This window comes from Microbacterium sp. 1262 (genome assembly GCF_040544895.1).
GTDB lineage: Bacteria > Actinomycetota > Actinomycetes > Actinomycetales > Microbacteriaceae > Microbacterium > Microbacterium plantarum.
This window is the reverse complement of the sequence record NZ_JBEPKU010000001.1, coordinates 2,856,842-2,881,999: the sequence shown is the minus strand read 5'-3', so window position 1 is coordinate 2,881,999 and position 25,158 is coordinate 2,856,842. Positions and strand designations below refer to the sequence as shown.

21 protein-coding genes are annotated in these 25,158 nt (G+C 71.3%); 1 reads left to right on the top strand and 20 read right to left on the bottom strand.

The window, feature by feature from the left end:
• Positions 1–39 precede the first annotated feature (39 nt).
• The 4 genes from ABIC53_RS13745 to murQ form a co-directional block, all read right to left on the bottom strand.
• The gene (locus tag ABIC53_RS13745; protein WP_112617644.1) at positions 40–1,038 is read right to left on the bottom strand and encodes a LacI family DNA-binding transcriptional regulator; all 999 of its coding nucleotides are present in this window, start codon (positions 1,036–1,038) and stop codon (positions 40–42) included.
• 121 nt (positions 1,039–1,159) lie between these two features.
• Positions 1,160–2,242, bottom strand: coding sequence for a MupG family TIM beta-alpha barrel fold protein (locus ABIC53_RS13740; protein WP_354451891.1), 1,083 nt, complete (start codon positions 2,240–2,242; stop codon positions 1,160–1,162).
• A 15-nt stretch (positions 2,243–2,257) separates the two neighbouring features.
• The gene (locus tag ABIC53_RS13735; protein ID WP_274179457.1) at positions 2,258–3,793 is read right to left on the bottom strand and encodes a PTS transporter subunit EIIC; all 1,536 of its coding nucleotides are present in this window, start codon (positions 3,791–3,793) and stop codon (positions 2,258–2,260) included.
• 69 nt (positions 3,794–3,862) lie between these two features.
• Complete coding sequence (murQ, locus tag ABIC53_RS13730; RefSeq protein ID WP_274179458.1) at positions 3,863–4,768, bottom strand: N-acetylmuramic acid 6-phosphate etherase; 906 nt, start codon at positions 4,766–4,768, stop codon at positions 3,863–3,865.
• 126 nt (positions 4,769–4,894) lie between these two features.
• On the opposite strand from murQ, the gene ABIC53_RS13725 reads away from it, so the two are divergent.
• Entirely contained in the window at positions 4,895–5,764 is an 870-nt protein-coding gene (locus ABIC53_RS13725) for a MurR/RpiR family transcriptional regulator (RefSeq protein ID WP_274179459.1), read from the top strand.
• Positions 5,765–5,860: 96 nt separating this feature from the next.
• Here the strand turns inward: ABIC53_RS13725 and ABIC53_RS13720 are convergent, their stop codons facing one another.
• From ABIC53_RS13720 to ABIC53_RS13645, 16 genes are read right to left on the bottom strand one after another with little or no spacing between them, the layout of a single operon-like run.
• Complete coding sequence (locus tag ABIC53_RS13720; protein ID WP_282501659.1) at positions 5,861–7,354, bottom strand: aldehyde dehydrogenase (NADP(+)); 1,494 nt, start codon at positions 7,352–7,354, stop codon at positions 5,861–5,863.
• Positions 7,351–8,895, bottom strand: coding sequence for an FAD-dependent oxidoreductase (locus tag ABIC53_RS13715; protein ID WP_354451889.1), 1,545 nt, complete (start codon positions 8,893–8,895; stop codon positions 7,351–7,353). Before ABIC53_RS13715 ends, ABIC53_RS13720 begins: the two co-directional genes overlap by 4 nt.
• A complete protein-coding gene (locus ABIC53_RS13710) occupies positions 8,892–9,200 on the bottom strand; it encodes a (2Fe-2S)-binding protein (RefSeq protein WP_274179462.1) in 309 nt (102 codons plus the stop codon). The genes ABIC53_RS13715 and ABIC53_RS13710 overlap by 4 nt, the downstream gene beginning before the upstream one ends.
• Positions 9,197–10,363 (bottom strand): NAD(P)/FAD-dependent oxidoreductase, encoded by a 1,167-nt coding sequence (locus ABIC53_RS13705; RefSeq protein WP_282501662.1) that lies wholly within the window; start codon positions 10,361–10,363, stop codon positions 9,197–9,199. Before ABIC53_RS13705 ends, ABIC53_RS13710 begins: the two co-directional genes overlap by 4 nt.
• Positions 10,360–11,070, bottom strand: a complete 711-nt coding sequence (locus ABIC53_RS13700) for a GntR family transcriptional regulator (RefSeq protein ID WP_112617632.1) — start codon at positions 11,068–11,070, stop codon at positions 10,360–10,362. Before ABIC53_RS13700 ends, ABIC53_RS13705 begins: the two co-directional genes overlap by 4 nt.
• A complete protein-coding gene (locus tag ABIC53_RS13695; RefSeq protein ID WP_323986804.1) occupies positions 11,067–12,044 on the bottom strand; it encodes an ornithine cyclodeaminase family protein in 978 nt (325 codons plus the stop codon). The genes ABIC53_RS13700 and ABIC53_RS13695 overlap by 4 nt, the downstream gene beginning before the upstream one ends.
• Positions 12,041–13,042, bottom strand: coding sequence for a proline racemase family protein (locus tag ABIC53_RS13690; RefSeq protein WP_274179465.1), 1,002 nt, complete (start codon positions 13,040–13,042; stop codon positions 12,041–12,043). Before ABIC53_RS13690 ends, ABIC53_RS13695 begins: the two co-directional genes overlap by 4 nt.
• Before the next feature lie 53 nt (positions 13,043–13,095).
• On the bottom strand, positions 13,096–13,998 hold the full coding sequence (locus ABIC53_RS13685; protein ID WP_112617629.1) for a dihydrodipicolinate synthase family protein: 903 nt from the start codon (positions 13,996–13,998) through the stop codon (positions 13,096–13,098).
• On the bottom strand, positions 13,995–16,748 hold the full coding sequence (locus ABIC53_RS13680) for a beta-L-arabinofuranosidase domain-containing protein (protein ID WP_354451886.1): 2,754 nt from the start codon (positions 16,746–16,748) through the stop codon (positions 13,995–13,997). The genes ABIC53_RS13685 and ABIC53_RS13680 overlap by 4 nt, the downstream gene beginning before the upstream one ends.
• On the bottom strand, positions 16,745–18,187 hold the full coding sequence (locus ABIC53_RS13675) for an aminopeptidase P family protein (protein ID WP_323986806.1): 1,443 nt from the start codon (positions 18,185–18,187) through the stop codon (positions 16,745–16,747). The genes ABIC53_RS13680 and ABIC53_RS13675 overlap by 4 nt, the downstream gene beginning before the upstream one ends.
• Positions 18,184–19,473: an alpha/beta fold hydrolase gene (locus ABIC53_RS13670; protein WP_354451884.1), complete on the bottom strand. Its 1,290-nt coding sequence runs from the start codon at positions 19,471–19,473 to the stop codon at positions 18,184–18,186. Before ABIC53_RS13670 ends, ABIC53_RS13675 begins: the two co-directional genes overlap by 4 nt.
• A complete protein-coding gene (locus ABIC53_RS13665) occupies positions 19,470–20,360 on the bottom strand; it encodes an ATP-binding cassette domain-containing protein (RefSeq protein WP_112617626.1) in 891 nt (296 codons plus the stop codon). Before ABIC53_RS13665 ends, ABIC53_RS13670 begins: the two co-directional genes overlap by 4 nt.
• On the bottom strand, positions 20,357–21,220 hold the full coding sequence (locus ABIC53_RS13660; RefSeq protein WP_354451882.1) for an ABC transporter ATP-binding protein: 864 nt from the start codon (positions 21,218–21,220) through the stop codon (positions 20,357–20,359). Before ABIC53_RS13660 ends, ABIC53_RS13665 begins: the two co-directional genes overlap by 4 nt.
• Before the next feature lie 17 nt (positions 21,221–21,237).
• The gene (locus tag ABIC53_RS13655; protein WP_274179471.1) at positions 21,238–22,236 is read right to left on the bottom strand and encodes an ABC transporter permease; all 999 of its coding nucleotides are present in this window, start codon (positions 22,234–22,236) and stop codon (positions 21,238–21,240) included.
• The gene (locus ABIC53_RS13650) at positions 22,233–23,207 is read right to left on the bottom strand and encodes an ABC transporter permease (RefSeq protein ID WP_274179472.1); all 975 of its coding nucleotides are present in this window, start codon (positions 23,205–23,207) and stop codon (positions 22,233–22,235) included. The genes ABIC53_RS13655 and ABIC53_RS13650 overlap by 4 nt, the downstream gene beginning before the upstream one ends.
• A gap of 1 nt (position 23,208) precedes the next feature.
• Positions 23,209–24,906: an ABC transporter substrate-binding protein gene (locus ABIC53_RS13645; RefSeq protein WP_354451879.1), complete on the bottom strand. Its 1,698-nt coding sequence runs from the start codon at positions 24,904–24,906 to the stop codon at positions 23,209–23,211.
• Positions 24,907–25,158 lie beyond the last annotated feature (252 nt).

The following is a 25,158-nucleotide window of genomic DNA, read 5'->3' as shown; positions in this document are numbered from 1 at the left end:
TGCCGGGGCCCGGGACCCGCAGATCATGGCGACTCGACGTCAGGAGGCGGAGGCGGGAGCGGCGGTCGACTCCCGCCACACCACGTGCTGCAGCGGCTCGGTGGGAGACGGCGCCTGCTCGCCCCGCATGAGGGCGATGAGCCGGTCGGCGGTGCGGCGGCCGAGCTCGACGTAGTCCATCGACACGCTCGTGAGCGACGGCACCTGGAACGCACTCGTCGGCGAATCGTCCCACCCGGTCACGCTGACATCCCCCGGCACGGTCCAGCCTCGCTCGAGCGCGCCCCGGACGACGCCCGTCGCGATGAAGTCGTTCGCCGCGATGACGGCGAGCGGCAGTGAGTCGCCATCGAGCGAACGGATGGCGTCGAGGCCCGACTGCGCGCTCCAATCGCCCTCGACGACGCCGACGGACTGCACGCCCAAGCGAGCGACCGTCGCTTCATAGGCACGGCGTCGTGCATCCGCCGATGGGTAGCTGCGCGCGCCGGTGATGTGCAGGAACCTCCGGTGCCCGAGCTCGGCGAGCCGCTCGACCATGCTCTCGAGTGGGTGGACGTCGAGCATCTCGCCTGAGACGCGCATGTCGTCGTCGAACTCCTCGAGCGTCAGCACCGGCACGTTCGGGTCGACCCGCGCGAGGTCGTCACCGGGGACGGGGGCGTAACAGAGGATGCCCTCGAACTGACGGGAATCGATCATCTCGAGCAGTCGCGGTCGACGCTGGTCCGGCGCGTTGGGAATGCTCTGAACCTCGACCTCGTACCCGGCGGCACGGGCCCGTTCGATCGTGCCGGCGATCAGCGGAGCCGAGTGGAACGCGGTGATCGGCAGCACTGCGGCGAGACGGCCCGTTCGCGTCGTGCGCATCGAGCGGGCGGCCAGGTTCGGCCGGTAATCGATCTCGCGCGCGGCCTCCAAGACCCGTTCCCGGGTGGCCGCGGAGATACCCGCGCGCCCCGTGAACACCTGCGAGACCGTCGATTGCGAGACCCCCGCGCGGGCGGCGACGTCGCGGCTCGTGGGCCGTTTCCCCATGACTGCCTTTCTTGGCATGTGACTTTACCGACCTTCCCCACGGACGGCCTCCTGCGATTGATACTACGTATTAGTAGTACGTAGCAAGAATCGGTCCCTCTCCCCGCCCCCGTCGCAGGGGTCAGGCAGGCAGCGGGATCAGGCGGACGGTCTGCCCCGGGCGGAGGTCGTCGACGATGCCGCGGTACGGCGCGGCGACCTCGCCGATGCGCGCCTGGCCTGCATCGAGCGGGCGATCGGCCCGCATGAGGTGCACCTCGCCCCGATACCGCCCGTAGGCGTCGAGGTCGACCTGCAGGCTGCCGCGCTCACGCGCATCGGCGTTGCGGATGCGGGAGGGGCGGATGCTGCCGCGCGTCTCGTCCAGCCGGAAGGATGCCGCCGCCTCCTCGACCCGCAGCCGCCAGGGCCGCTCCAGCAGCACGGATGCCGCGGCATCCAGTCCCACGACCGGCAGCGTGACCGTGCCGGTCGCCTCGAACTCCGCGATCCAGGCGGCGTGGTCATCGGCCACAGCGCCCTCGGCGCAGACGACGACCGCCTCGGGAACGAGCCGCCGCAGCTGAAGGTACGAACGCCAGGCGTTGTGGTGCCGCTGCTCCTCGAGCGTCGGCAGGCCGAGGTGCAGCGGCGCACGCAGCTCCCGTTCGCCGGGGATGAACGCGAGCACCGGCATCCCCCGGTCGAGGAACAGCCGCGACTGCGCCACGAGGAACGACGCCGTCAGGCCCGTCTCGGGCCGCGGGTAGAAGTTGTGCCAGCCCACGACGGGCAGCCCCGCCAGCTCGTCGAGGAACGCCACGTCGACCGTGCTGGCGTTGACGGCGATGCGGCATCCCGACGCCTCGGCGACCCGGCCGATCTCATCGGCGTCGAAGCCGTAGTCGAGTCGCAGCATCGTGATGCCGCGGCGCGCGAGCCAGCCCCACCCCTCGTCGCCGGCCACGACGTACTCGAGCGCGACGGGCGAGACGTCGGCGCAGAAGGTCACGCCGTCATCGTCGTGCGCCGCGCGCAGCACCTCGCCGAACGCGGCGAGCTCGCCGGTGTCGACCATGTGCAGCGAGGTGAACAGCATCCGCTCATCGCCGGAGTCGCCGGACGCGCCGGGCGCCGGCGAGGACGACGGCGCCGTCGCGAGCACCTGATCGATGACGGTCCGCCGCGTCTCGGCGGCATCCGTGGGGTAGATGGAGAACAGCATCGGGGCGCTCCTGTCTCAGCCGAGCCGCTCGACCATGTGCTCCTTGAAGCCGAAGAACCAGGTCAGCACGAAGCCCATGATGTACGAGATCACGAGGCCGCCGACGTACCAGAGCCACGCGCCGTTGGTGATGACGGCGGTCATGAGCACGCCCGAGAGCCCGAGGGCACCGGCGCCGAACCCGCCGCTGGCCTGAATGCCGAAGGCCACGAACGCGCCGCCGAAGCCACCGCCGAGGCAGGCCGTGATGAGGGGGTAGAAGAGGGGCAGCGAGACGCCGTAGATGAGCGGTTCCCCGACACCGAGCACGCCGATGGGCAGCGCCGCACGGATGATGTTCTTAAGCCGGGTGCTCTTGGTCTTCAGGAAGATCGCGATCGCCATGCCGACCTCGCCCGCCCCCGCCATCGCCAGAACCGGCAGCAGCTCCGTGAAGCCGTGGTCGGTGATGAGCTGCGCGTGGATCGGCGTCAGGCCCTGGTGGATGCCGAGCATGACGAGCGGGAGGAACAGCGATGACAGCAGGTATCCGCCGATGACGCCGCCGCGCTCGAGGGCGAAGTCGATGAGCAGCCAGTTGATGCCCTGCATGAGCAGACCCGAGATCGGCATGATCACGAAGATGCAGATGACGGCACCGATGAGAAGCGTCACGACCGGCACGACGAAGAGGTCGGCCCAGGCGGGAACGCGCTTGCGGATCCACTTCTCGATGACCGTGAACAGCCACGCCGTGACCATGACGCCGATGATGCCGCCGAGCGCGGGCTTGAGCTCGCCGAACAGCGGGAGCACGAGCGGCTGCGCCGGAGTGACCGTGCCGTCGGCGGCCGTCGTCGCGGCGACGCCGGCGAGCGCGGGGAGGTATGAGATGGCGCCGGCGATGAGGCCGAGCACGGGGGTGCCGCCGAACTCCTTCGCCGTGTTGAGCCCCACGATGAGGTTGAGCGAGGTGACGACGATCGTGCCGAGGGCCGCGAACACCAGGAACCACGGGTTGGCGGTGACGCTCGGGTCGATGAGCTTCCAGATGTTGCCGATCGCCACGACGAGTCCGCAGGCGATGAACCCGGGGATTATCGGCACGAAGATGTTCGCGATGTGGCGGAACAGCCCGTGCACCCGCGAGGTGTGCCGCGACTTCACCTTCTGCGTGTTCTGCTGCTGCAGCGTGCGCAGGTCGGTCGCCGCGTCGACGGGCTCGCCGCCGCCGGCTGCTCGCGCGCCCGCGGCCCGGCTCCCCGCCGCGGCCGCCGCGATGTCGGCGACCTCGTCCTCGGGATCGTCGACAGGAGCCTCGGCGGGAGCGTCGACGACCTCGGCGAAGGCGTCGCGCAGGCGCTGCGCGTGACCGGGACCGACGACGACCTGCAGCTGCGGGCCGTCGACGACGCCCATGACGCCATCGAGGCGCCGGAGCGCCGCGACATCCGCCTTCGACGGGTCATGAAGATTGAGCCGCAGGCGCGTCATGCAGTTCGTGTACGAGGCGATGTTCTGCGAGCCGCCGACGAGCGGCAGGATCTCCTCGCTGAGTTCGGGGTAATCCACGGTGATTCCTTCCGGCGGACGGGGTTCGGGTGTCGGGTGCTGGGTTCGGGGGTACGGGCGGGCGGCGCGTCAGGCGCGGTCGCGCACGGCTTCGCGGACGAAGCCCGCGCCCGCGCTGAGCCGCTCACGGGCGGTCGCCGCGTCGACGTCGCAGAGGATCGCGACGATCGCCGTCTTGGCGTGACCATCGGCCTCGTCGAGCGCGCGGCGGGCGGTGGCGGTATCGCAATCGGTCGCGGCCTGGACGATGCGGACGGCGCGGGCGACAAGCTTCTCGTTGCTCGGGCGCACGTCGACCATGAGGTTGCCGTAGACCTTGCCGAGACGCACCATCGTCGCCGTCGAGATCATGTTGAGGACGAGCTTCTGACTCGTGCCCGCCTTGAGCCGGGTCGAGCCGGTGAGCACCTCGGGACCGTTGTCGACCTCGATCGCGACGTCGGCGTGTGCGCTGATCTCGGCGTTCGGGCTGCACGAGATCGCCACGGTCGCGGCGCCGACTCGACGGGCTTCGTCGAGTCCGCCGATGACGTAGGGCGTGCGACCGGATGCCGCGATGCCGACGACGACGTCGCGCTCGGTGAGTCCGATGCCGGTCAGGTCGTCAGCGCCGAGCTCGCGGGAGTCCTCCGCACCTTCGATCGCGCGGAACATCGCCTCGTTACCGCCGGCGAGCAGGCCGACGACCTGGGCGGGGTCGGTGCCGAACGTCGGCGGACACTCCGCCGCGTCGAGGACGCCGAGACGGCCGCTCGTGCCCGCCCCCTGGTAGACGAGGCGCCCGCCGGACGAGAGCGCGGTGACGGCGAGATCGACGGATCGGGCGATCGCGGGGATCGCGGCCGCGACGGCCCCGGCCACCCCGGCATCCTCGTCGTTCATGACGCGGAGGATCTCATCGACGGACATCGCGTCGAGCTCGCCCGTCAGCGGGTTGGGCGTCTCGGTGGCGGGGGTCGGGTGCGGGGTGGTCACGGATGCTCCTCGTCGGGGTGCGGCGCACGCCGATGGGCGCGTGGCACTTTGTTTCACACAGAGTGCTCTTGGCGGCAACTTTTGTCAAGATCTGTGGAAGACTGAACCGACTTCCCGAGGAGGCACATGGACGGCGACGTCCTCGAAGCGACCCGCGCGATCATCCCCCGTCTGCGCCCGGCCGAGGTGCAGGTGGCTCGCGCGGTGCTCGACGACCCCGCTTTCGCCGTGACCGCGACCGTCACGACACTCGCCGAGCGCGCGTCGGTCTCGCAGGCGTCGGTCGTCCGCTTCGCGAAGAGCCTCGGATTCGCGGGGTACCCCTCGTTCCGCGTCGAGCTCGCCCAGGAGGTCTCACGGCGAGCGATCGAGCTCGAGCGCTCGAATATCGCTGAGGGCGAGCTGAACCCGTCGGACTCCCCCGCCGAGATGGTCGCGAAGGTCGCGTTCCACGAGGCGCGGACGATCGAGCAGACCGGCCGGATGCTCGATCTCGACGCCCTCGAACGCATCGCCCGAGCGATCGCCGACAGCGAGCGGGTCGTCACCTTCGGCGTCGGCGCGTCGGGCCTCGCCGCGGCCGACCTCGCGCAGAAGCTGCAGCGCATCGGCATCATGTGCCTGAGCTCCCACGACACGCACGTTCAGCTCGTGCACGCCGCGCTCGCCGACGAACGCACCACCGCGATCGCGTTCTCGTTCAGCGGCGGCACGATCGATGTACTGCGCGCCGTCGAGATCGCCTCGAACGCCGGAGCGTTCACGGTCGCGATCACCAACGACACCGACTCGCCCCTCGCCGCTGCGGCATCCGCCACCCTGCGCACCCCCGCTCGAGAGGCGACCCTGCGCGCTGCAGCGCTCGCGAGCCGGATGGCGCAGCTCGCCGTCGCGGACTTCGTCTTCATCCGGGTCGCCCAGCTGCGCTACCCCGACCTCGACGCCGCCCTCAGTGCCACCCGCGCCGCCGTCGGCACCCAGCACCTGACCCGGTGACCCGGGCCCATCCCCGTCGAGTCGCCAAAGAGTGCGGATGCGAGGATGCCAGCATCCGCATTCCCTGGCGACTCGACGTGGAAGAGCAGGGGCGGTTCAGGGCTGCAGGATGCCGTCGACGCGGCGGGGGATGCCGAGCGGGTTGGCCTCCTGCAAGGCGGCGGGCAGCAGCGCCTCGGGCACGTTCTGATACGCGACCGGCCGCAGGAAGCGGGTGATCGCGGCGGTTCCGACCGACGTCGTCCCGACCGCTGTCGTGGCGGGGTACGGGCCGCCGTGCTGCTGCGCCCACGTCACGGAGACACCGGTCGGCCACTGGTTCCACAGCACGCGGCCGGCCTTCGTCGCGAGCACCGGCAGCAGCTCGGCCGCCACCGCGTCGCCCTCCTCGGCGACGATCGTCGCGGTCAACTGACCCTCGAGCAGCTTCGCGACCGCAACGAGCTGGGCATCGTCGTCGTACTCGGCGACGAGGGCCGCCGGCCCGAACATCTCCGACACGAGGGCGTCGGGGTCGGCGATCACCGCTGCGGCGGTCGTCCGCAGCAGGGCGGGCGCGGGCGGCGTGTCGCTGTCCGACGAGGGAGCCCCGACGAGCACGTCGACCCCGTCGTGCTGCGCGGCGCCGTCGAACGCCCGGCGGAAGCCCGACGCGATCGAATCGTTGAGCAGCGGCGCAGGCCCCGGCAGCACGATCGAGGCGAGCGCGTCGACGACTCCCGACCCCGCGGGCACGAGCAGCAGGCCGGGCTTCGTACACAGCTGCCCCGCGCTGCCGACGACCGAGGCGACGAACTGCTCGGCGATCTCCGCCGGCCGCGACTCGGCGGCACCGCGCGTGACGAACGCGGGGTTCACGCTGCCGAGCTCGCCGTAGAACGGGATCGGCTCGGGCCGCGACATCGCGATGTCGAACAGCGCGCGGCCGCCGGCGATCGACCCGGTGAAGGCGGCGGCACGGACCTCGGGATGCCGCAGCGCGTGCACCCCGGCATCCGTCCCGTGGATGACCGTGAAGATACCCGCGGGCGCGCCCGCCGCCGAGAGGGCCGCCGTGACGATCTCGCCGGTCAGCTGCGACACGTGCGGGTGGCCCGGGTGAGCCTTGAGCACGACGGCGTTCCCCGCCGCGAGCGCGCTGGCGGTGTCGCCGCCGGCGACGGAGAACGCGAAGGGGAAGTTGCTCGCCGCGAACACCAGCACCGTGCCGATGCCCTCGAGCTGACGCCGGATGTCGGGGCGCGGTGCCCCCATCGGATAGTCGGCGACCGCGTGGTCGATGCGCGCATCGAGCCAGGAGCCCTCGGCGAGCACCTCGGCGAACAGGCGCAGCTGGAACGTCGTGCGCTTCAGCTCGCCGCGCAGCCGCGCCTCGGCGAGATGCGTCTCACGGCCGGCGAGGAGCACGAGGTCGTCGGCACGCGCGTCGAGCCCGTCGGCCACCGCGCGCAGCGCCTCGCCCCGGACGGCGATCGACGCCGCTCGCCAGGCCGATGACGCCTCGGCGGCGAGCCCGACGAACGCGTCGACCTCGGCGATCGGGGTGTCGGCGACGGGCGTCGCCGTGGCGGGGGATGCTGCGGTGGTCATGAGCGTTCCTTCCGGGGAGAGAGGTCTGCGGAGTCGGGGAGGTCTGCGGGGTCGGCGGAACCCGGGGGCTCGGCCTGCGCCGCGGGCTCGGCCAGCTCGGCGAGATCTGCGACGCGGAGGGGCGTACCGATCGGCCGGCGCACGAGGGGCTCGACATCGGCGGCCCGCCGGGGACGTCCGGTCTCCTGGCCGACGAGGCACGAGAGCGCGAAGCCGCACACGCGCCCCTGGCACATCCCCATTCCGGGGCGCGCGGTCACGCGCACATCCCGGGCGTCGTCGGCGGCGAGGTCGGTCACCGTGTCGCGGACGGCCGAGACCGGCACCTCCTCACACCGGCAGACGAGGGTGTCGTCGCGGAGCCAGGTCGCCCACTGCTCGGGCACGGGGCTCGCCCGATGCATCCCGACCGCGAAGCTCCGACCGCGCGCGATCCGCCGCCGCAGACGCCGGGCCGATGCCATCGGCACCGCGAGACCCGCGTCGACGGCCGCCGCGAGGGCTGCCAGCTCACCCTCGGCGCACGACTGCACGGCGCCGCCGATGCCGGTCGCCTCGCCGGCTGCGTAAAGACCGGGAACACTCGTGCGCTGGTCGCCGTCGACGACCGCGACGAGCGACCCGTCGACGTCGATCCGGGTCTCCGCCCCGGCACCGACCACGAGCTCGATCTGCGGGGTGAAGCCCCAGCCGAAGGCGACGAGATCGATGTCGAGGGTGCGCTCCGTCCCCGGACGCACGCGCCCGGCGGCATCCACCCGGGCGATCGTCGCGCCGGTCACTCGCCCCTCCCCCGCGACGGACGTCACGATCGTGCGGGTGCGGAGCGGGATGCGTTCTCGGACGAAGGTCGTCGCATAGCCGACCCCTTCGATGAGCTTGCCCGGCTCCTGCAGCGCCCGCAGCGGCGTCGCGGCCCAGCGCGACAGCGCGTTCGCCTCGCAGACGGCCACGACCTCGACGCCCGCTCGCGCGAGTCCCGCCGCCACCGACAGGAGGAACGGCCCGGTTCCCGCGACGACGGCGCGACGGCCGGCCGCGACCTGGTTCGCCTTCAGCATCGCCTGCACGCCGCCGGCGGCCATGACGCCGGGCAGCGTCCAGCCCGGCACGGGCAGCTGCCGGTCGTAGGCTCCGGGCGCGAGCACCACGCGCTCGGCGCGGATCGCGCGATCGACCGCTGCCGCGGCATCCATCCCGGTCACGGCGGTCGTCCGCAGCAGGAACCCGCCGGCCGCCTCGCGGTCGATCCGCCACACCTGCCGGCCGGCGCGGTGGACGACGCCTCCGGCCTCGATCTGACGCCGCAGCCGATCGCGCAGTCCGCGATAGTGCTGCCAGTGGTGGTGCCCCGTGTGCTCGGGATCGGCGAAAGCACCGAGGTGCCGTTCGTCGGGATGCCGCCAGTACTGGCCGCCCGTTTGCGTGCCCGCGTCGACGAGGACGACCCGCAACCCGGCCTCGGCCGCAGTGACGGCCGCCGACAGGCCCGCCGGTCCGGCCCCGACGACGGCGAGGTCGGCGCGATTCTCGACGCTCACGGCTCAGCCCCCTCCGGCGCGGGCAGCGGCAGGGGCGCGTCCGGATTGTCGCTGCGGACGTCCTGCCCGGCCCGTGCGGGCGTGACGCAGGCGCGCTGCGAGCGCTGTCCATCGACGCTCAGCAGGCAGTCGTAGCAGACGCCGATGCCGCAGAAGAGCCCGCGGGGCTCGCCGCTCCCCCGCGTGGCCCGCCACGAGACGACGCCGGATGCCGCGAGCGCGCCACCCACGGTCTGGCCGGGGCGGAACGGCACCGGCGCCCCGTCGAAGCGGAAGGTCTCGTCGCTCGTGATGTCCGCGCTCATGCCGCGACCCGCTCCGCGAAGCGCTCGGGCCGGAAGGCGTCGAGCGGCAGGTCGGTCGGCTCGCCGCGGAGCGCCTGCACGATGAGGGCGGCCGTGCCAACGGAGAGTCCGATGCCCGCGCCCTCGTGCCCCGCGGCGTGCCAGAGACCCGGAAGCCGGGCGTCGGGACCGATGACCGGCAGGTGGTCGGGGCAGTACGGCCGGAAACCCGAGTAGGTGCGAAGGATCTGCACGTCGGCGAGCACCGGGAACAGCTCGGCGCCCGCGCGCGCGACGCGTCCGACGGCTTCGGCCGAGAACGACGTGTCGAAGCCGACGCGTTCGCGGCTCGCCCCCATGAGGATCGTGCCGCTCGGCGTCCCCTCGACGACCGAAGAGACCTGGAGCCCCGCATCCGACGACGCGACGTTCTGCACGTACTCGGCCGCGTACACCTTGTGCCGCACGGTCACCGGGACGGGCTCGGTCACGAGCACGAAGCCGCGCCGGGGCAGGACGGGCAGCTCGAGCCCGGCGAGCGTGGCGATCTCGCCCGCCCATGGCCCGGCGCAGTTGACGACGACGCCCGCGTCCATCGCGCCCGCGGAGGAATCGATGCCGATCGCACGTCCGGCGCGGGTGCGGATGCCGGTGACCGTGACGCCGGTCAGCAATCGGGCGCCGCGGTCGCGGGCGAGCCGCAGCAGATGATGCGCGGCGAGCACGGGCTGCACCTGGGCGTCGTCGGGGTAGTAGACGCCACCGGCCATCGCGGGGTTCAGGTACGGCTCGATGTCGTGCAGTGCCGCGATGTCGGGGACGTCTTCGGCCCGGATGCCGAGCGAGCGCTGATGTTCGGCGAGCGCGTCGAGGGCCGTCTTGCCGCCCTCGCTCGCCGCGACGACGAGTCCGCCTTTGGCCTCGAACTCCCACCGCGCCGCGTGTTCGGCGAGCTCACCGCGCCAGATGCGCTGCGAGTGGAGAGCGAGTTCGAGCTCGGGTCCGACCTCCTTGTCCGAGACGAGGAGGTTGCCCTCGCACCGGCTCGTCGTGCCGGCCGCGATCGTTCCTCGCTCGACGACGGTCACCGAGAACCCGGCCTCCGCCGCCGCACGGGCGACCGCCGCGCCGACGATGCCCGCGCCGATGACGAGGACGTCGGGATTCCCGGGGCGTTCCGTCACGTGCCGACACCGCCGTCCGCGACATCCGAGCGTGCGGGGGCTTCGCCCGACCAGTCGGTCAGCACGTGCTCGATGTGGCGGTGGACGAGGTCGCGAGCGCCCGCGGCATCGCCCGCCTCGATCGCGTCGAGCATCAGGTCGTGCTCGTGGGCCGAGGCGACGAGCCGCCCCTGCTCGTGCAGGTTCGCCAGACCGAACAGGCGCGTCTGCGAGCGGAGCCCCGCGACGAGGTCGACGAGCCGGGCGTTACCGGCGTACTGCAGCAGCGCGAGGTGGAAGTCGCTGTCGGCGGCGAGGTACTCCACCAGGTCGCCCGACTGGGCGCCCGCGACGATGTCGGCGGCCTTGCGCCGGAGGTCCGGCAGCGCCGAGGCCGGGATGAGCGGGGTCGCGCGCTCCATGGCGGGCGGCTCGAGCATGAGGCGCAGTTCGGTCACCTCGCGGAGGTCGCGCTCGGACACTTCGGTGATCTGGAAGCCGCGATTAGGGATCGTGACGACGAGACCCTCGCGGGCGAGGTCAAGCATCGCCTCGCGGATGGGCGTGGCCGAGACGCCGAACTGCTCACCGAGGCTCGGCGCCGAGTACACCCGGCCGGGCTGCAGCTCGCCGCTGATGACAGCGGCGCGGAGCGCACGCGTGACGGTCGAGCGGATGCTGGGCTGCTTGTCCAGCCGGACCACGTTGCGGAACTCGGGCGTGCTCATGTCGTCTCCTCCGATGCGGACCCCCGCCGCATGACCTCCATGATCCCCTGCACGACGGCGAGGTCTTCCCAGGCCATGCCGACGCCGGTGTACACGGCGGGCGCTCCGGGCCGGCGTGAGACGCGGCCCGAGACCAGCTCGGCGAGGTTGGCGGGCTCGGCGAGCGGCGCGCCGCCAGCCGCGCCCGCGAGGTTGCCGCTCTCGCGCCGGGCCGAGGCGCGGGCCTCGACGACGACATCGGCGGCCCGCACGAGGTCGGCGCCGAGCTCACGGTGATCGAGCCCGTGCGCCCCGACGGCGGCGACGACGGCGCTCGGCGCGATGTCTCCCAGATCGACGACCGGCGTGCTCGAGGAGGTCGCGGTGACGACGACATCCGCGTCCCGTGCAGCCGCGAGCGTCCCGGCGTGGGCATCGATACCCCGCTCGCGAAGGGTCAGGACGGCATCCTCCACCCGTTCGGGCGTCCGCCCGATGATCGTCACGTCGCCGACCGGCAGGATCGCCGCGAGCGTCGTCGCGTGCTCGATCGCCTGGGGACCCGACCCCAGCACCGCGAGACGGTCGATCCGCCGCCGGGCACCGCGCGGGTCGGCGGCGAGCAGGTCGCGGACGGCGACGGCGGTGACCGCGGGCGTCCGCAGCGTCGTCAGCCGCGTGCCGTCGACGATCGCCGCAGGCTGCAAGGTCTCGCGATCGAACACCAGGTACCAGGCACTGATCTTCGGCAGCCCGAGCCGGGTGTTGCCGGGCGCGATCGTCGCCACCTTGATGCCGACGGCATCCGGTGACTCCGACGGCATCAGCAGGAAGTCGCCCGCCGTCAGCGGCGCGAAGATCCGTTCGTGGTCGGCCTCGACGTCGAGCCCCGATCGCAGCGCCGCATCGATCGCCTCGACGGCCGCGGCCGGCGTCATCGCGCGCTCGATGTCGGCCGCCGAGACGACGGGCACGCCGACCGATCCCGCGCTCACAGGACGAACCCCTCGGGGAACGGATCGCTCGGGTCGAGCATGTACTGCGCCGTGCCGGTGACCCACGCGCGGCCGGTGATCGTCGGGATCACCGCCGGGATGCCGGCGACCTCGGTCTGCTCGACGAGGCGACCCGTGAAGGCGGTGCCGATGTACGACTCGTTGACGAAGTCGGTGTGCAGCGGAAGCTCGCCGCGGGCGTGGAGCTGCGCCATGCGCGCGCTGGTGCCGGTTCCGCAGGGCGACCGGTCGAACCAGCCCGGGTGGATGGCCATCGCGTGCCGCGAGTGCCGCGCGGTCGATCCGGGCGCTTCGAGATAGACGTGATGGCAGCCGCGGATGGTGCCGTCGACCGGATGAACGGGGCTGTCGGCCTCGTCGACCGCCGCCATGATCGCCAGCCCCGCGCGCAGCAGGTCGTCCTTGCGCGACCGGTCGAACGGCAGACCGAGGTCGTCGAGGCGCACGATCGCGTAGAAGTTGCCGCCGAACGCGAGGTCATAGGTCACCGCACCGAACCCCGGGACGTCGACCGTGCGGCCGAGCCCGACGGCGAACGAGGGCACGTTGCGGATGGTGACCCGCTCGGCATGGCCGTCCGACACCGCCACCTCGGCGACGACGAGTCCCGCGGGGGTGTCGAGCCGGATCGTCGTGACGGGCTCGACGACGGGCACCATGCCGGTCTCCACCAGCACGGTGGCGACCCCGATCGTGCCGTGGCCGCACATCGGCAGGCATCCCGACACCTCGATGTAGAGCACGCCGAAGTCGGCATCCGGCCGGGTGGGCGGCTGCAGGATCGCACCGCTCATCGCGCTGTGGCCCCGCGGCTCGTTCATGAGCAGGCGTCGCAGCCCGTCGTTCTCGGCCATGAACCGCTGCCGCCGCTCCTCCATCGTGGCGCCGGGCAGGGTGCCGACGCCGCCGACGATCACCCGTGTCGGCATCCCCTCGGTATGGGAGTCCACGGCGTGGAAGACGCGCTTCGTGCGCATGAAGGAGCCTTTCGATCGTCGGCGGCGGGTTCAGCGGGCGCGGATGCCGCGGGTCAGCGGTAGCCCTTGCTCAGCACGGCCTCGGTGTCGGCGATGATACGCGCGGCCACCTCGTCGGGCAGAGCCAGCCGCGGCGGACGCGTCGTCGTGCTCGTCAGCACGCCGGCGACCTGCTGCGAGAGCTTGATCGCCTGGACGAACCAGGTCTTCGAGTCCCAGCGCAGTAGCGGGTGCAGGTCGCGGTAGATCTCGCGCGCCCGCACCCAGTCCTGCGGATCGTCGGAGGTGGAGAGCGTGTAGAGCTCGACCGTCGACGCGGGGATCGCGTTGGGGTAACCGGCGACCCAGCCCACGGCGCCGTTGAGGCCCAGCTCGAACACGACGTCATCCGACCCGATCGAGATGTCGAGGCCGGGCGCGAGCTCGCGGATCTCGTAGGCGTGACGGACGTCGCCCGAGAACTCCTTGACCGAGACGATGAGCCCCTCGGCGAACAGCCGCGCGAGCAGGTCGGGACGCAGGTCGACCTTCGTGTCGATCGGGTTGTTGTACGCGAGGATCGGCAGGCCGACCGCGGCGACCCGGCGATAGTGGTCGACGACCTCGTCGTCGCTCGCCCGGTAGGCGTTGGGCGGCAGCAGCATGACGGCCGGCGCGCCGTTCTCGGCGGCGTGCTCGGCGAAGCGCACGCTCTCGAGCGCGCCGTAGGCTCCGACGCCCGGGATGACGGCGGCGTCGGGCGCGGCCTCGACGGCGGTGAGGAAGACGCGCTTGCGCTCCTCCTCGGTGAGCGTCTGATACTCGCCGAGCGAGCCGTTGGGGATGATGCCGGTCACGCCGTTCTGCGTCGTGAAGCGCACGAGCTCGGCGTAGGCGTCGTAGTCGACGGACAGGTCGTCGTGGAACGGCAGCGTGGTCGCGAGGTTGACGCCGTGCCAGGGCTTGCGGTCGGTCATGAGTCGTTCTCCGATCTGGCGATGTTAGGCGCCGATGTCAGTGCAATTGCAATGGTATCCATTTTCGAGGCGGGCGGAAGCGTGATCCGGCGACGGGCCTCCTCATTCCCGGCGCGGTCGGTCGCGGCGAACTCGATCACCTGCTCGTGATCGGTGAGCGCTCGCACGAAGGTCTCCTGGAACGTCGCCCAGAAGGTGCCCTCGCCTTCCCAGCGGATGGCATCGACGCCGGAGACGTCGTCGGCCGCGATGAGGGTGATCTCGACGGCGGCGCCGAGCTGCTTCACCCGAGCCTCGCTCCGCGGCGGCTCGGTGTCGATCGCGAGTTCGCGTCGTACGGCACTCGACCGCCCGTCGGCATCGACCGCGCGCGCCGCGAGGCGCACCACACCCTCGCGATCGACGACGACGGGACCGTCGACCGCGCGCCAGGGGCCGTCGTCGATGCGCAGCTCGAGGCGCAACCGGTCGCTGGTCACGCCGGCGGCCCGCACCTCGACGGTCGGCGGGGCGGTGAACCAGCCCGAGGTCGCCGGTGCGGGTGAGACCACGATGTCGACGGTCGGCGGCATGACGGCATCCGGCGTCGTGGTGAGCGCCCCGACGAAGTCCCGGGCGCGGCGCGCGGCATCCGCGGTCCCGGCCGACGCGCCGCCGATCCCGAGGCCGGCGTCGAGCCCCGCGCCGATGACGGCCCGCGCCTCGGAAGCACTCACGAGCGAGTCCGCCATCCCGATGCGGCACACCGCGACGAGGCGGTCGAGCAGCTCGGCGTCGTCCTGCGGCGCGGGCTCGGCCCACAGGGCGTCGATCAGTGTGGTCCCGTCGGCGCGCCGCCGAGCAGGGACCCCCGTCTCGACGCCGGCGAATCCGATCGTGCGGTCGTCGGCTCGCGAGTACAGGTGGTACCGCTCGTCGGAGCCGTTCCAGACCGGTTCGTGGCGGAGCCCGGCGATCGATACCGCGCCGGTCGCGGCGAGCGCCGCGGAGACATCGTCGAGGTCGGCTCGGATCGCGCCTCCCGGCATCCGACGCGCATCCCACGCTCGCTCGATCGGGGTCGTCGACTCGTCGCGGGCGACTAGCGCATGCGGCCCGTACCTCAGGCTGCGCAGCGCCGGGTCGTCGATCGCCGGCTCGGACCGAAGCGCGGCGGGCAGGGTCAGCTCGATGAGCTCATCGCCCCGCCAGGTCCGGTCGATGGTGACGAAGCCGCCCGGCGCGGCATCGACGTCGACCCGATGTCCGTCGACGGCGACCTCGGCCCCGCCGGCCACCCAGTCCGGGACGCGAAGATGCACCGTGAGCCGCACCGGACGGCCGGCCGTCGTCTGCACCCGGAGGGTCACGCGATCGGCGAAGGGATGCTCCTGCTCGACCTCGACGCTCACGCCGCGCTCGTCCCAGCGAAGCTCAGCGGGCGTGTAACGGGCGACCCACAGCGCGGGCTCCGCGCCGGTGTCGCGGAAGAAGATACCGGCCTGGTGACCCACGTGGTTCTCGAGCCCGGTTCCGCCGCAGCACGTGCCGACGTTGTCGTACTCGGGCAGCGCCCCGGCGTGCACCGGGAACATGTACGTCACCTCGGGGCTGTCGTCGGAGTCGACCGCGCGCCGCGAGCCGAGGATGTGGTTCTGCCGCGCCCGCTCGGCGTAGTCGAGGAAGCGCGGCGCGAGCGTATGAGTGAACAGCGTCTCGGCGAGCTTGACGAGGTTGTAGGTCGCGCACGTCTCGGCGTTGCGCCGGCCGATGTCGCCGGCGACCGTGCGCGGCGGACCCCAGAGCTCGTTCTCCCCGGTGCCGCCGTGCGCGTACATCCGCCCCGGCACGACCTGGTCGAAGACGCCGATCGCCGCAGCGAGATACCGGCGTTCGCCGGTCAGTTCGTACTCGCGCACGTAGCCGACGAGCTGAGGCAGGTGCTGGTTGGCGTGCATGCCGTCGAGGATGTCGTGCCCCGACGACCCCGCCTCGAGCAGGTCTCCCTGATCGAACGCTCGCGCCGCCGCGAGGAAGCGCGGCTCGTCGACGATGGCGCTGAGCCGCGCGAGGGTCTCGTTCATGCCGCCGAACTCGCCCGCGATGTAGAGCGACCACATGCGCTGGCGGTGGTCGTGATCGAGCTTCTCGAGTCGCCCCGAGATCCAGTGCGCCATGCCCGTGACGACCTCGAGCGCCTGCTTGTCGCCCGCGAGCTCGTACGCGTCGAGCAGCCCCGCCATGAGCTTGTGACACGTGTAGTACGGCGCCCAGATCTCGCCGTAGGGGGCGAAGTGCTCCAGCCGCGCGAACTGCCACTCCCCCGAGGCGAAGAGCAGCCCCGGGTGCGAATATCGCCCGGTGGCGGCGAGCGCCTGCTGCACCTCGGCGAGACCGCCCACGAGCTCGTCGACCCGCGAGCGCAGCTCGTCGTCGTCCTCGCCCGCGGCGGCCAGCGCGAGCATCGAGAGGAAATGGCCCGCGTAATGGCCGCGCAGCAGGTTCGCCGTCTGCGCGGCCTCACGACCGGGATAGTCGTACTCGCCCCACGGCTCCTCCGCCGGGTGACCGAATCCTTCCCACGCGCCCGGAGGCTCCGCGCCGCGGGTGTCGAGCCCGGCACCTGCCCGGAACACCGCGAGGAGCCGGTCGATCGGATAGACCCGGGCGAGGTGCAGCATGCGGTCACGGGCCGGCGCGAACGCGCTCGTCGGCTTCAGTCGCACCGCCCCGTAGGGGAACGGCAGCGCGCGGGGTGCGGCATCCGTCATCGCTCGCCCGTCCACTGCGCGCGCGTCCACGCCTCGACCTCGGCGGCGGAGATCGGGAGCGCCACCGACAGCACCTCCGAGCCCGAGTCGGTCACGAGCACGTCGTCTTCGAGGCGCACGCCGATGCCGCGCAGCTCGGGCGGCAGCGTGAGGTCATGCGCGTGGAAGTACAGGCCCGGCTCGACGGTCATGACGACGCCCGGCTCGAGCGCCGCGCCCATGTAGTCCTCGTAGTGCGCCTGACTGCAGTCGTGCACGTCGAGACCGAGGTGATGGCCGATCCCGCAGGCGAGGTATCGCCGGTGCTGCTGGCCCTCGGGCGACAGGGCCTCGTCGACCGAGACCGGCAGCAGCCCCCAGTCGTGCAGGCCCTGCGCGACGACCTCCATCGCGGCGAAGTGGAAATCGAGATACGCCACGCCCGGGCGGATGCGGTCGAGTCCCGCGCGGTGCGCCTTCTCGACCAGGTCGTGCACCGCACGCTGGGTCTCCGAGAACGTACCGCTCGCGGGAACCGTGCGGGTCACGTCGGCGGTGTAGAGCGACCGGGCCTCGACGCCCATGTCGAGCAGCAGCGCGGCATCCGGCACGACGTCGCCGTCGCATCGCACCCAGTGCAGGATCGGCGCGTGCGCTCCCGACCCGACGATCGTGGAGTAGCCGGGCCCGTTCCCGAACGTGCGGGCGTGCCGGTCGAACGTCCCCTGCAGCCACCGCTCGCCGAGGCCGTCGGCGATGGCTCGCGGCACCTCGGCCACGACAGCACCGAACCCGGCGACCGTGGCGTCGACGGCCGCGCGGAGCTGCCCGATCTCCCACTCGTCCTTCACCATGCGCAGGCGGGCGAGCGCACGTTCGAGCTCGGCCGACACCTCCGCGCCGACCTCGGCGGCGAGCGCGGCGGCCGAACGCGCGGCCGAGGCGCCCCGCAGCTCGGAGTGGCGGCGCTCCAGCGCAGCGAGAGGCTCGACGGTCATCCCCAGCGCGTCGGCCCACTCCGGCAGACCGGCAGACGGGCCGACCCAGAGTTCGCCGTGGTTCGCATCCGAGAAGAACCCGGCATCGCCGGGGCGGAACGGCGGCGGCAGGTACAGCACGGCGTCGTGTCCGCCGGCGGCGGGCCACAGCACGATCACGGCGCCCTCGACCTGGCACGCCGTCAGCCAGACGAAGCCGCTGTCGGCGCGGAAGCCGTAGTGCGCGTCGTCGTTGCGGACAGGCGCGTGCCCCGCCGCAGCGACGATCACGTGCCCGGGAAGGGCGGCGCTGAGGCGATCGCGATGAGCGGATGCCGCGGCCGCGGCGCCCGCGGGCAGGTGCGGTCTGGTCGGCACGTCGGCCCAGTCGCGCGAGACGAACTCGGTGAACGCCGGTACCTGCGCGAGGCGCGGGTATCGTGTGCCGGCGTAGGGGGGACGGGTGGTGTCGGCAGCGGTCATCGCTTCTCTCCTCCGCGGTCTCGGACCAGCTCGCGCAGTCGCGTGAACGTGCGACCGGAGCCGATGCCGTCGTGCTCGAACTCGTTCGTCACCCACGACTGGGCGTTGCCGATGCGCGACAGCGTGTCGAGCTGCAGCCCGGCATCGACGTACATGTCGTCGAAGTACACCGCCGCCGCGAGCGGCACGTCGTTCGCGGCGAGCCGGTCGAGGTCGTACAGCGGCGTCCAGGAGGCACGGCCGGCCAGCGCGTGGACAGCATCCCGGAATCCCCGCAGCAGACGCACCTCGTCGAACATCCAGGGGAAGGCCATCTCGCCCGTGAACAGCAGCGGCCGCCGGTCCTCGTCGAACTCGGGACGACGGTCGCGCTCGGCCTGCGCCGCCCACGCGGTCGGCCCGCTGGCCGGGTCGCCGTAAATCGATTCCTGCAGGGTCCAGAACAGCGGGTTGCCGGCGCTGGAGCTGAGCGACTGCACGTCGGCGAGGAACGCCTCCGACAGCCGCCCCGGCCGGGCGAACGCCTTCTCGACGAGCCAGTGCAGGCGCTCGTGGCCGGGCTTCATCCCGAGGTCGATCCCGAGCGACTGGAAGCGGCGCACGGTCAGCACGTCACCGTCCGGGAGCCTCACGTCGCCCTCGGCGAGCCGGTCGGCGATGCGCGCGATCGCCGTGGCGTCCTCGGGGAATCGCCGGTACAGCTCAGCCGTCTTCGCCGCGACGCGGTCGAAAGTGCGGGCGTAGACCTCGGCCGCGCGCGGCGGGGTGCCGGGGATGCCGCCGCAGACGTAACAGGCCGTCAGCGCCTGGGGCGCGAGCGACAGATAGGTGAGGGTCAGGAAGCCGCCGTAGCTCTGTCCGAGAGTGGCCCATCGCCGACCGCTGAAGAGCGTCTCGCGCACGTGCTCGAGGTCGCGGACGATCGAGTCGGCCCGGTGGAGGGCGAGGAGGTCAGCGCCGGCCGCGGCGTCGAGCCCCGCCACGTCGACGGCTTCGAGGGGCGTGCTGCCCCCGGTGCCGCGCTGGTCGACGAGCACCACGCGATAGTCCCGCAGCGCCTCGTCGATCCATCCGTCTCGGCGCAGCGGCCGTGGGTTCGCCCCGCCGGGCCCGCCCTGCAGGAACGCGAGCAGCGGAAGGTCGTCGCGCGCGCGGTCGGGATCGACGAGCTCGCGGACGAGCAGCTCGATCGTGCCGGCCGCTGCTGTGCCGCCGCTCCAGTCGAGCGGGACGTCGATGCGACGCTCCGCGACGCGGATGCCGGGCAGGTGGTACTCGTTCGTCATGACGCCTCCGTCTGGGTATCGGATGCCGCGGCTGCCGCGCGGGCCCGGCGGGCCTTCTCGGCGGCGCGCCGGCGGCGGTCCCACTCGGGGTTGATGCGGGGCACCGCCGCGAGCAGCGTACGGGTGTACTCGTGCTGAGGGCTCTCGAAGACGCGGTCGCGCTCCCCCGTCTCCACGATGGAACCGCGGCTCATCACGGCGATGCGCGTAGCGATCTGGCGCACGACGGCGAGGTCGTGCGCGATGAAGAGGTACGCGAAGCCCTCGTCGCGCTGCAACGCGGTCAGCAGGTTGATGACCTGCGCCTGCACCGAGACGTCGAGCGCCGATACGGCCTCATCGCAGATCACCATCTTCGGGCCGACCGCGAGCGCCCGGGCGATTCCGATGCGCTGCGCCTGACCTCCCGAGAACTGCGCCGGATAGCGGTCGGAATGGTCGGGATTGAGCCCCACCCGGTCCATGAGCGACCGTGTGAAGGCGCGCGCCCCACCCGGGATCTTCCGGTTCTGATACCGCAGCGGCGCCGTCACGAGTCGCTCGACGGTGTGCTTGGGGTTGAGCGACGAATACGGGTCCTGGAAGATCACCTGCACGTCGCTGCGGAACGCCAGGAGATCGCGCCCCTGCAGGTGCGTGACATCCCGTCCCTCGAACTCGATCGTCCCCGCCGTGGTGTCCATGAGACGGGCGATCAGTCGCGCGGCGGTCGACTTGCCCGAGCCCGACTCGCCGACGAGCGCGAGGGTCTCGCCCCGCCGGATGTCGAGGTCGACGCCGTCCACAGCGCGGAAGCGACTGCTGCGCGAGAACATCGTCGCGCCGGGGCTCGCGAACTCCTTGACGAGGCCCGTCGCGCGGCACAGCGGCGCGGTCTGATCGGTCATGCCGTCTCCTCCTCGATCTCGTTGTCCGGCACGATCGCGATGTCGGTCGTGCGCAGCTCGCCGATCGCGTCGTCGATGCGCGGCACGGCGTCCAGCAGTCGCCGCGTGTACTCCTCCTGCGGGTCGCTGAAGACCTCTTCGACGCTGCCCCTCTCGACCATGCGACCGGCTCGCATGACGACGATCTGCTCCGTCACCTCGCTGACGACCGCGAGGTCGTGGGTGATGAGGATGAGACCGGCGCCCGTGTCGCGACGGATCTCCGCGAGTAGGTCGAGGATCTGCGCCTGCACCGTCACGTCGAGGGCCGTGGTCGGCTCGTCGGCGATGATCAGCTCGGGCTCCATGCTGAGAGCCATCGCGATCATGATGCGCTGCCGCATCCCGCCCGAGAACTGGTGCGGGTAGTGGTCGACACGCTTCGCGGCATCCCGGATGTGCACCCGCTCCATCGCCTCGATCGCGACCCGCCGGGCCTCGCGACGCGAGACGCCCGACCGGTGCGAGCGGTACGCCTCGGCGATCTGCGTGCCGACGGTGTAATAGGGGTTCAGCGACGACAGGGGGTCCTGGAAGATCATCGCGATCCGGTCACCGCGGACCTGACGCATCTCCCGGCCGGGAAGGGTGAGCAGATCGCGTCCGTCGAAGGTGACCGAGCCCGTGGCGCTGCCGCCCCGGGGCAGCAGCCCCATGATCGCGAGGCTCGTCATCGACTTGCCCGAGCCCGACTCGCCGACGATGCCGAGGGCCCCGCCGCGCGGGATCGCGAAGCTCAGGCCGTCGACGACGCGGGCGGTGCCCCCGGCGGTGCGGAACTGCACCGTCAGGTCATCGACGCGCAGGAGGTCATCCGTCATCGGCATCCTTTCGCGGCTCATGCTTTCGCCGCCGTTCGCACGCGAGGATCGATCGCCGCGTAGAGCAGGTCGACGACGAGGTTGCCGACGATGACGAAGAACGCCGAGAGCAGCGTCACCGCCATGATGACCGGCTGGTCGTTCGACGAGATCGAGTCGGCGGTGAGCTTTCCCACGCCGTTGATGCCGAACACGGTCTCGGTGATCACCGCACCGCCGAGAAGGCCCGCGACGTCCATCCCGAAGATCGTCACGATGGGGGTCAGTGCCGGGCGCAGCGCGTGGCGACGCCACACCAGGCTCGGCCGCAGCCCCTTCGCGTGCGCCGTGCGCACGAAGTTCTCCTGCAGGGTGTCGATCACGTTCGCTCGCGTGAGCCGCGTGTAGACGGCGGCATATCCGACCGCGAGCACGATCCACGGCATGAGGAAGTTCAGGAACCACTGCACCGGATCGTCGGCGAAGGGAACGGCCTGCGGAAACGGCAGCCAGGCGAGCGAGACGACGAGGACGAACTGCAGCGCGAGAGCGAGCACGTAGTTCGGGATCGACATCGACCCGAGCGTCAGCCCGGCGATGAACCGATCGGTGAACTTCCCCTCGCGCACCGCGCTGAGGACGCCCCCGACGACGCCGCCGACGAGCCAGAGCACCGCCGCCCCGATCGCGATCGTCGCCGAGATCGGCAGGCGCTGCACGATCATGTCGCCCACGAGCTGCCCGGTCTGGAACGAGTACCCGAGGCACGGGGCGCCGCACGCGACCGTCGCGCCCGCGATCTCGTACTCACGGCCGACGAACAGGCCCGAGAGGTACGTGAAGAACTGCGTGAGGAAGGGCTGGTCGAGCCCGAGGTTCGCCCGGATCTGGTCGATGCGCTCGGGCGTGCAGTTCTTGCCGCAGATCTGCACCGCCGGGTCGGGCGAGAGCACGAAGAAGATCACGAACGTGAACAGCGTCACGAGGAACAGCACCACGACCATGCCGGTCGCGCGCGAGAGGACGAAGCGGGTCACGCGCGCACCTCCGCGCTGCCGACGAGCGCGCGGATGCGGTCGCCCAGGGTCGTGAACGAGAGCACCAGGAGGAAGAGGAAGGCGCCCGGGATGAGGAAGTACATGGGATCGACGGCGTACCAGGGCGCCGCCGAAGCGATCATCTGACCCCAGCTGGGGGTCGGCGGCACGACGCCCACGCCGAGGAACGAGAGCCCCGCCTCGGTGCCGACGTAGCCCGGCACCGCGAGGGTCGCCATGACGATGATCGTCGACGAGAGGTTCGGCAGGATCTCGCGGAAGATGATCTGCACGCTCGACGCACCCGACGCACGAGCCGACTCGACGAACTCGCGCTCCTTGAGCGAGAGCGTCTGCGAGCGCACGATGCGGGCGAGGTAGGGCCAGCCGAACAGCGAGATCACGACGACGAGCAGCAGCACGCGATTGTCGGCGGGGAGCGCCGAGAGGATCGCGATCATGAAGATGAGCGCCGGGAAGGCCATGAGGAACTCCATGACCCGCGAGATGACCGTGTCGACCCAGCCGCCGAGGTAACCCGCCAGCATCCCGAACACGACTCCGAGCACCGTCGTCAGCAGCGTCGCCGAGAGGGCGACCGTCATCGAGACCTGGGCGCCGTAGACGATGCGGGCGAAGATGTCGCGGCCGTTGCCGGGCTCGACGCCGAACCAGTGCTCGGCGCTGATGCCGCCGAGCGGCCCGATCGGGATCGCGCCCATGTTGGGATCGATCGCGCTCTGGTCGAACTGGTAGGGCGACCAGCCGCTGATCTGGACGATGAGGGGAGCGAACACCGCCATGAGCAGCACGAGCACGATGTAGGCCAGCGACAGCATCGCGGGCACATCGGTGAGGAAGCCTCGGAGGAGTTTCCGGCCGGACGCCGGACGGGATTCCACCGACTCATCGAGAGTGGGATCACCGCCCGGCGTGGCCTCGACCTCGAGGGGGGCCGAACTGAAGGTCATGTCAGCCCTTCGAGGGGTCCTTCAGACCGACGATCGTGAGGTCGGTCATGTTGGTGTTGGGGATGTAGCCGGCGATGTTCGACCCCGGCAGGAAGATGCCGTTCTCGAACACCATCGGGGCGATCGGCGCGAGCTCCATGATCTGCTTGTCGAGCTCGCCCCACGCCTCGTTGGCGGCGTCCACGTCGGTCATCGCGCGGATCTCGGCGATCCGGTCGTTGACGGCCGCATCGTTGAGCTGGGCGAGGTTCTGGTTGCCCTTCTCGGTGATGCCCGCGCCGTCGAACAGCGGCGGGATGAAGGTGCTGGCGCTCGAGGCCCAGTCCGGGCACCACCCGGTGATCGCAGCGTTGTTCTGCTGCGACGGCGTCGCGATCGTCTCGTAGTAGATCGAGGTGTCGATGACGTTGAGCTTCACGTTCGCCCCGATGCGCTCGAGGCCCTGCTGCACCGCCTCGGCCTGCGCCTGCGCGACGGGGTTCGAGCGGATCTCGAGCGTGAACTCGAACCCGTCGCCGAGCCCGGCCTCCTCCAACAGCGCCATGGCCTCGTCGACGTCGCCGGTGTTGTCGTCGGAGGGGTACAGGTCGTAGTCCAGGTGACCGCTGACGGCGGGCGGAATGATCGTCGTCGCGACATCCGCCAGCTGATTCCCGCCCGAGGCGTTCTGGATGCTGGCACGGTCGAGCGCCCAGTTCACGGCCTGGCGCACGCGGACGTCGTCGAACGGCGGCTTCGACGTGTTGAGCGACATGTAGGTCGTGCAGTACGCGGGGGCGGTGATGGCACGCTCCTGCAGCTGCGGCGTCTGGATGCGGGGCAGCGTGGCGCCCGCGATCTTGCCCGCGATCGCGTTCTGGTCGGCGCCCTGACCGGCGATCATGCGCTCGTCGATCGTCGCGCCGTCGATGCCGATGTCGAACTGCCACTGGTCGGGGTACGCCTTGCGGACGTCGTCGGTCTCGGGCTCCCAGTGCTCGTTGCGCACCAGCTTGATGGTGCTGCCGGGGGTGTAAGCGTCGAGCGTGTAGGGGCCCGAGGCGATGACGTCGTTGATGAACTCGTCGCCGCCGCCGGAACCGATCGGGAAGGGCACGGCATTGGGCTGGGCGAGCACGTTGTCGAACTCGGGGAACGGGGCCTTGAGGTGGAAGACGATCGTCTTCTCATCCGCGGTCTCGATCGTCGGGAGGTCGCCCGAGACGTACGGGCCCTGGTAGTCCGCGGGCGCGTCGATGACGGACTTCAGGTAGGGCGAGCCGATGCCGATCTGCGGGTCCCACGCGCGAGAGATGCCGAACTCCATCTCGGCGGACGTGATCGGGTCGCCGTTGTCGAAGAAGAGGTCGTCCTTCAGCGTGTAGGTCCAGGTGAGTCCGTCGTCGGAGACCTCGCCGAGACCTGTCGCGAGGTCGGGCACGATGGCGTTCGGGTCATCCGAGTCGCCGGCGGCCTGCATCGTGAGGCCGCGGTAGAGCAGACGGTAGAACGCGTTGACGCCGCCGTCCCAGCCGCGGGCCGGGTCGAGGTACGAGAAGTCGGCGTTCTGGAGCATGTGGACGGTTCCGCCGGCCTGCGGCGTGCCGTCGGTGCCGGTCTGCTGCGGCGAACCGCCGCCGCCGGCGCCGCACGCCGTGAGGGCGAGTGCCATGGCCGTTCCCGCGGCGAGGATGCCGGCGAATCTCCTGGTGGTGGTCATCGGTGGACCTTCCCTTTCTCTGCTCCATTGCGTCGAGTGCTGTCCATAAAACAACATCACGGTGCAATGTGCAATTGCACGATCACGCTGCATCCGTTCTACCGAGTCGAGCGGGTCGGGGAGGGCGGTGTGACACGATCGTCACGAGATCCGGCCGTCTTTTCACACGCCCGAAACACGACGGGCGTCGGTCGCGGCGCGCGAGACTCGGAGAATCACGGCGATATCGGATGCCTTCGCGGCATCACTCCG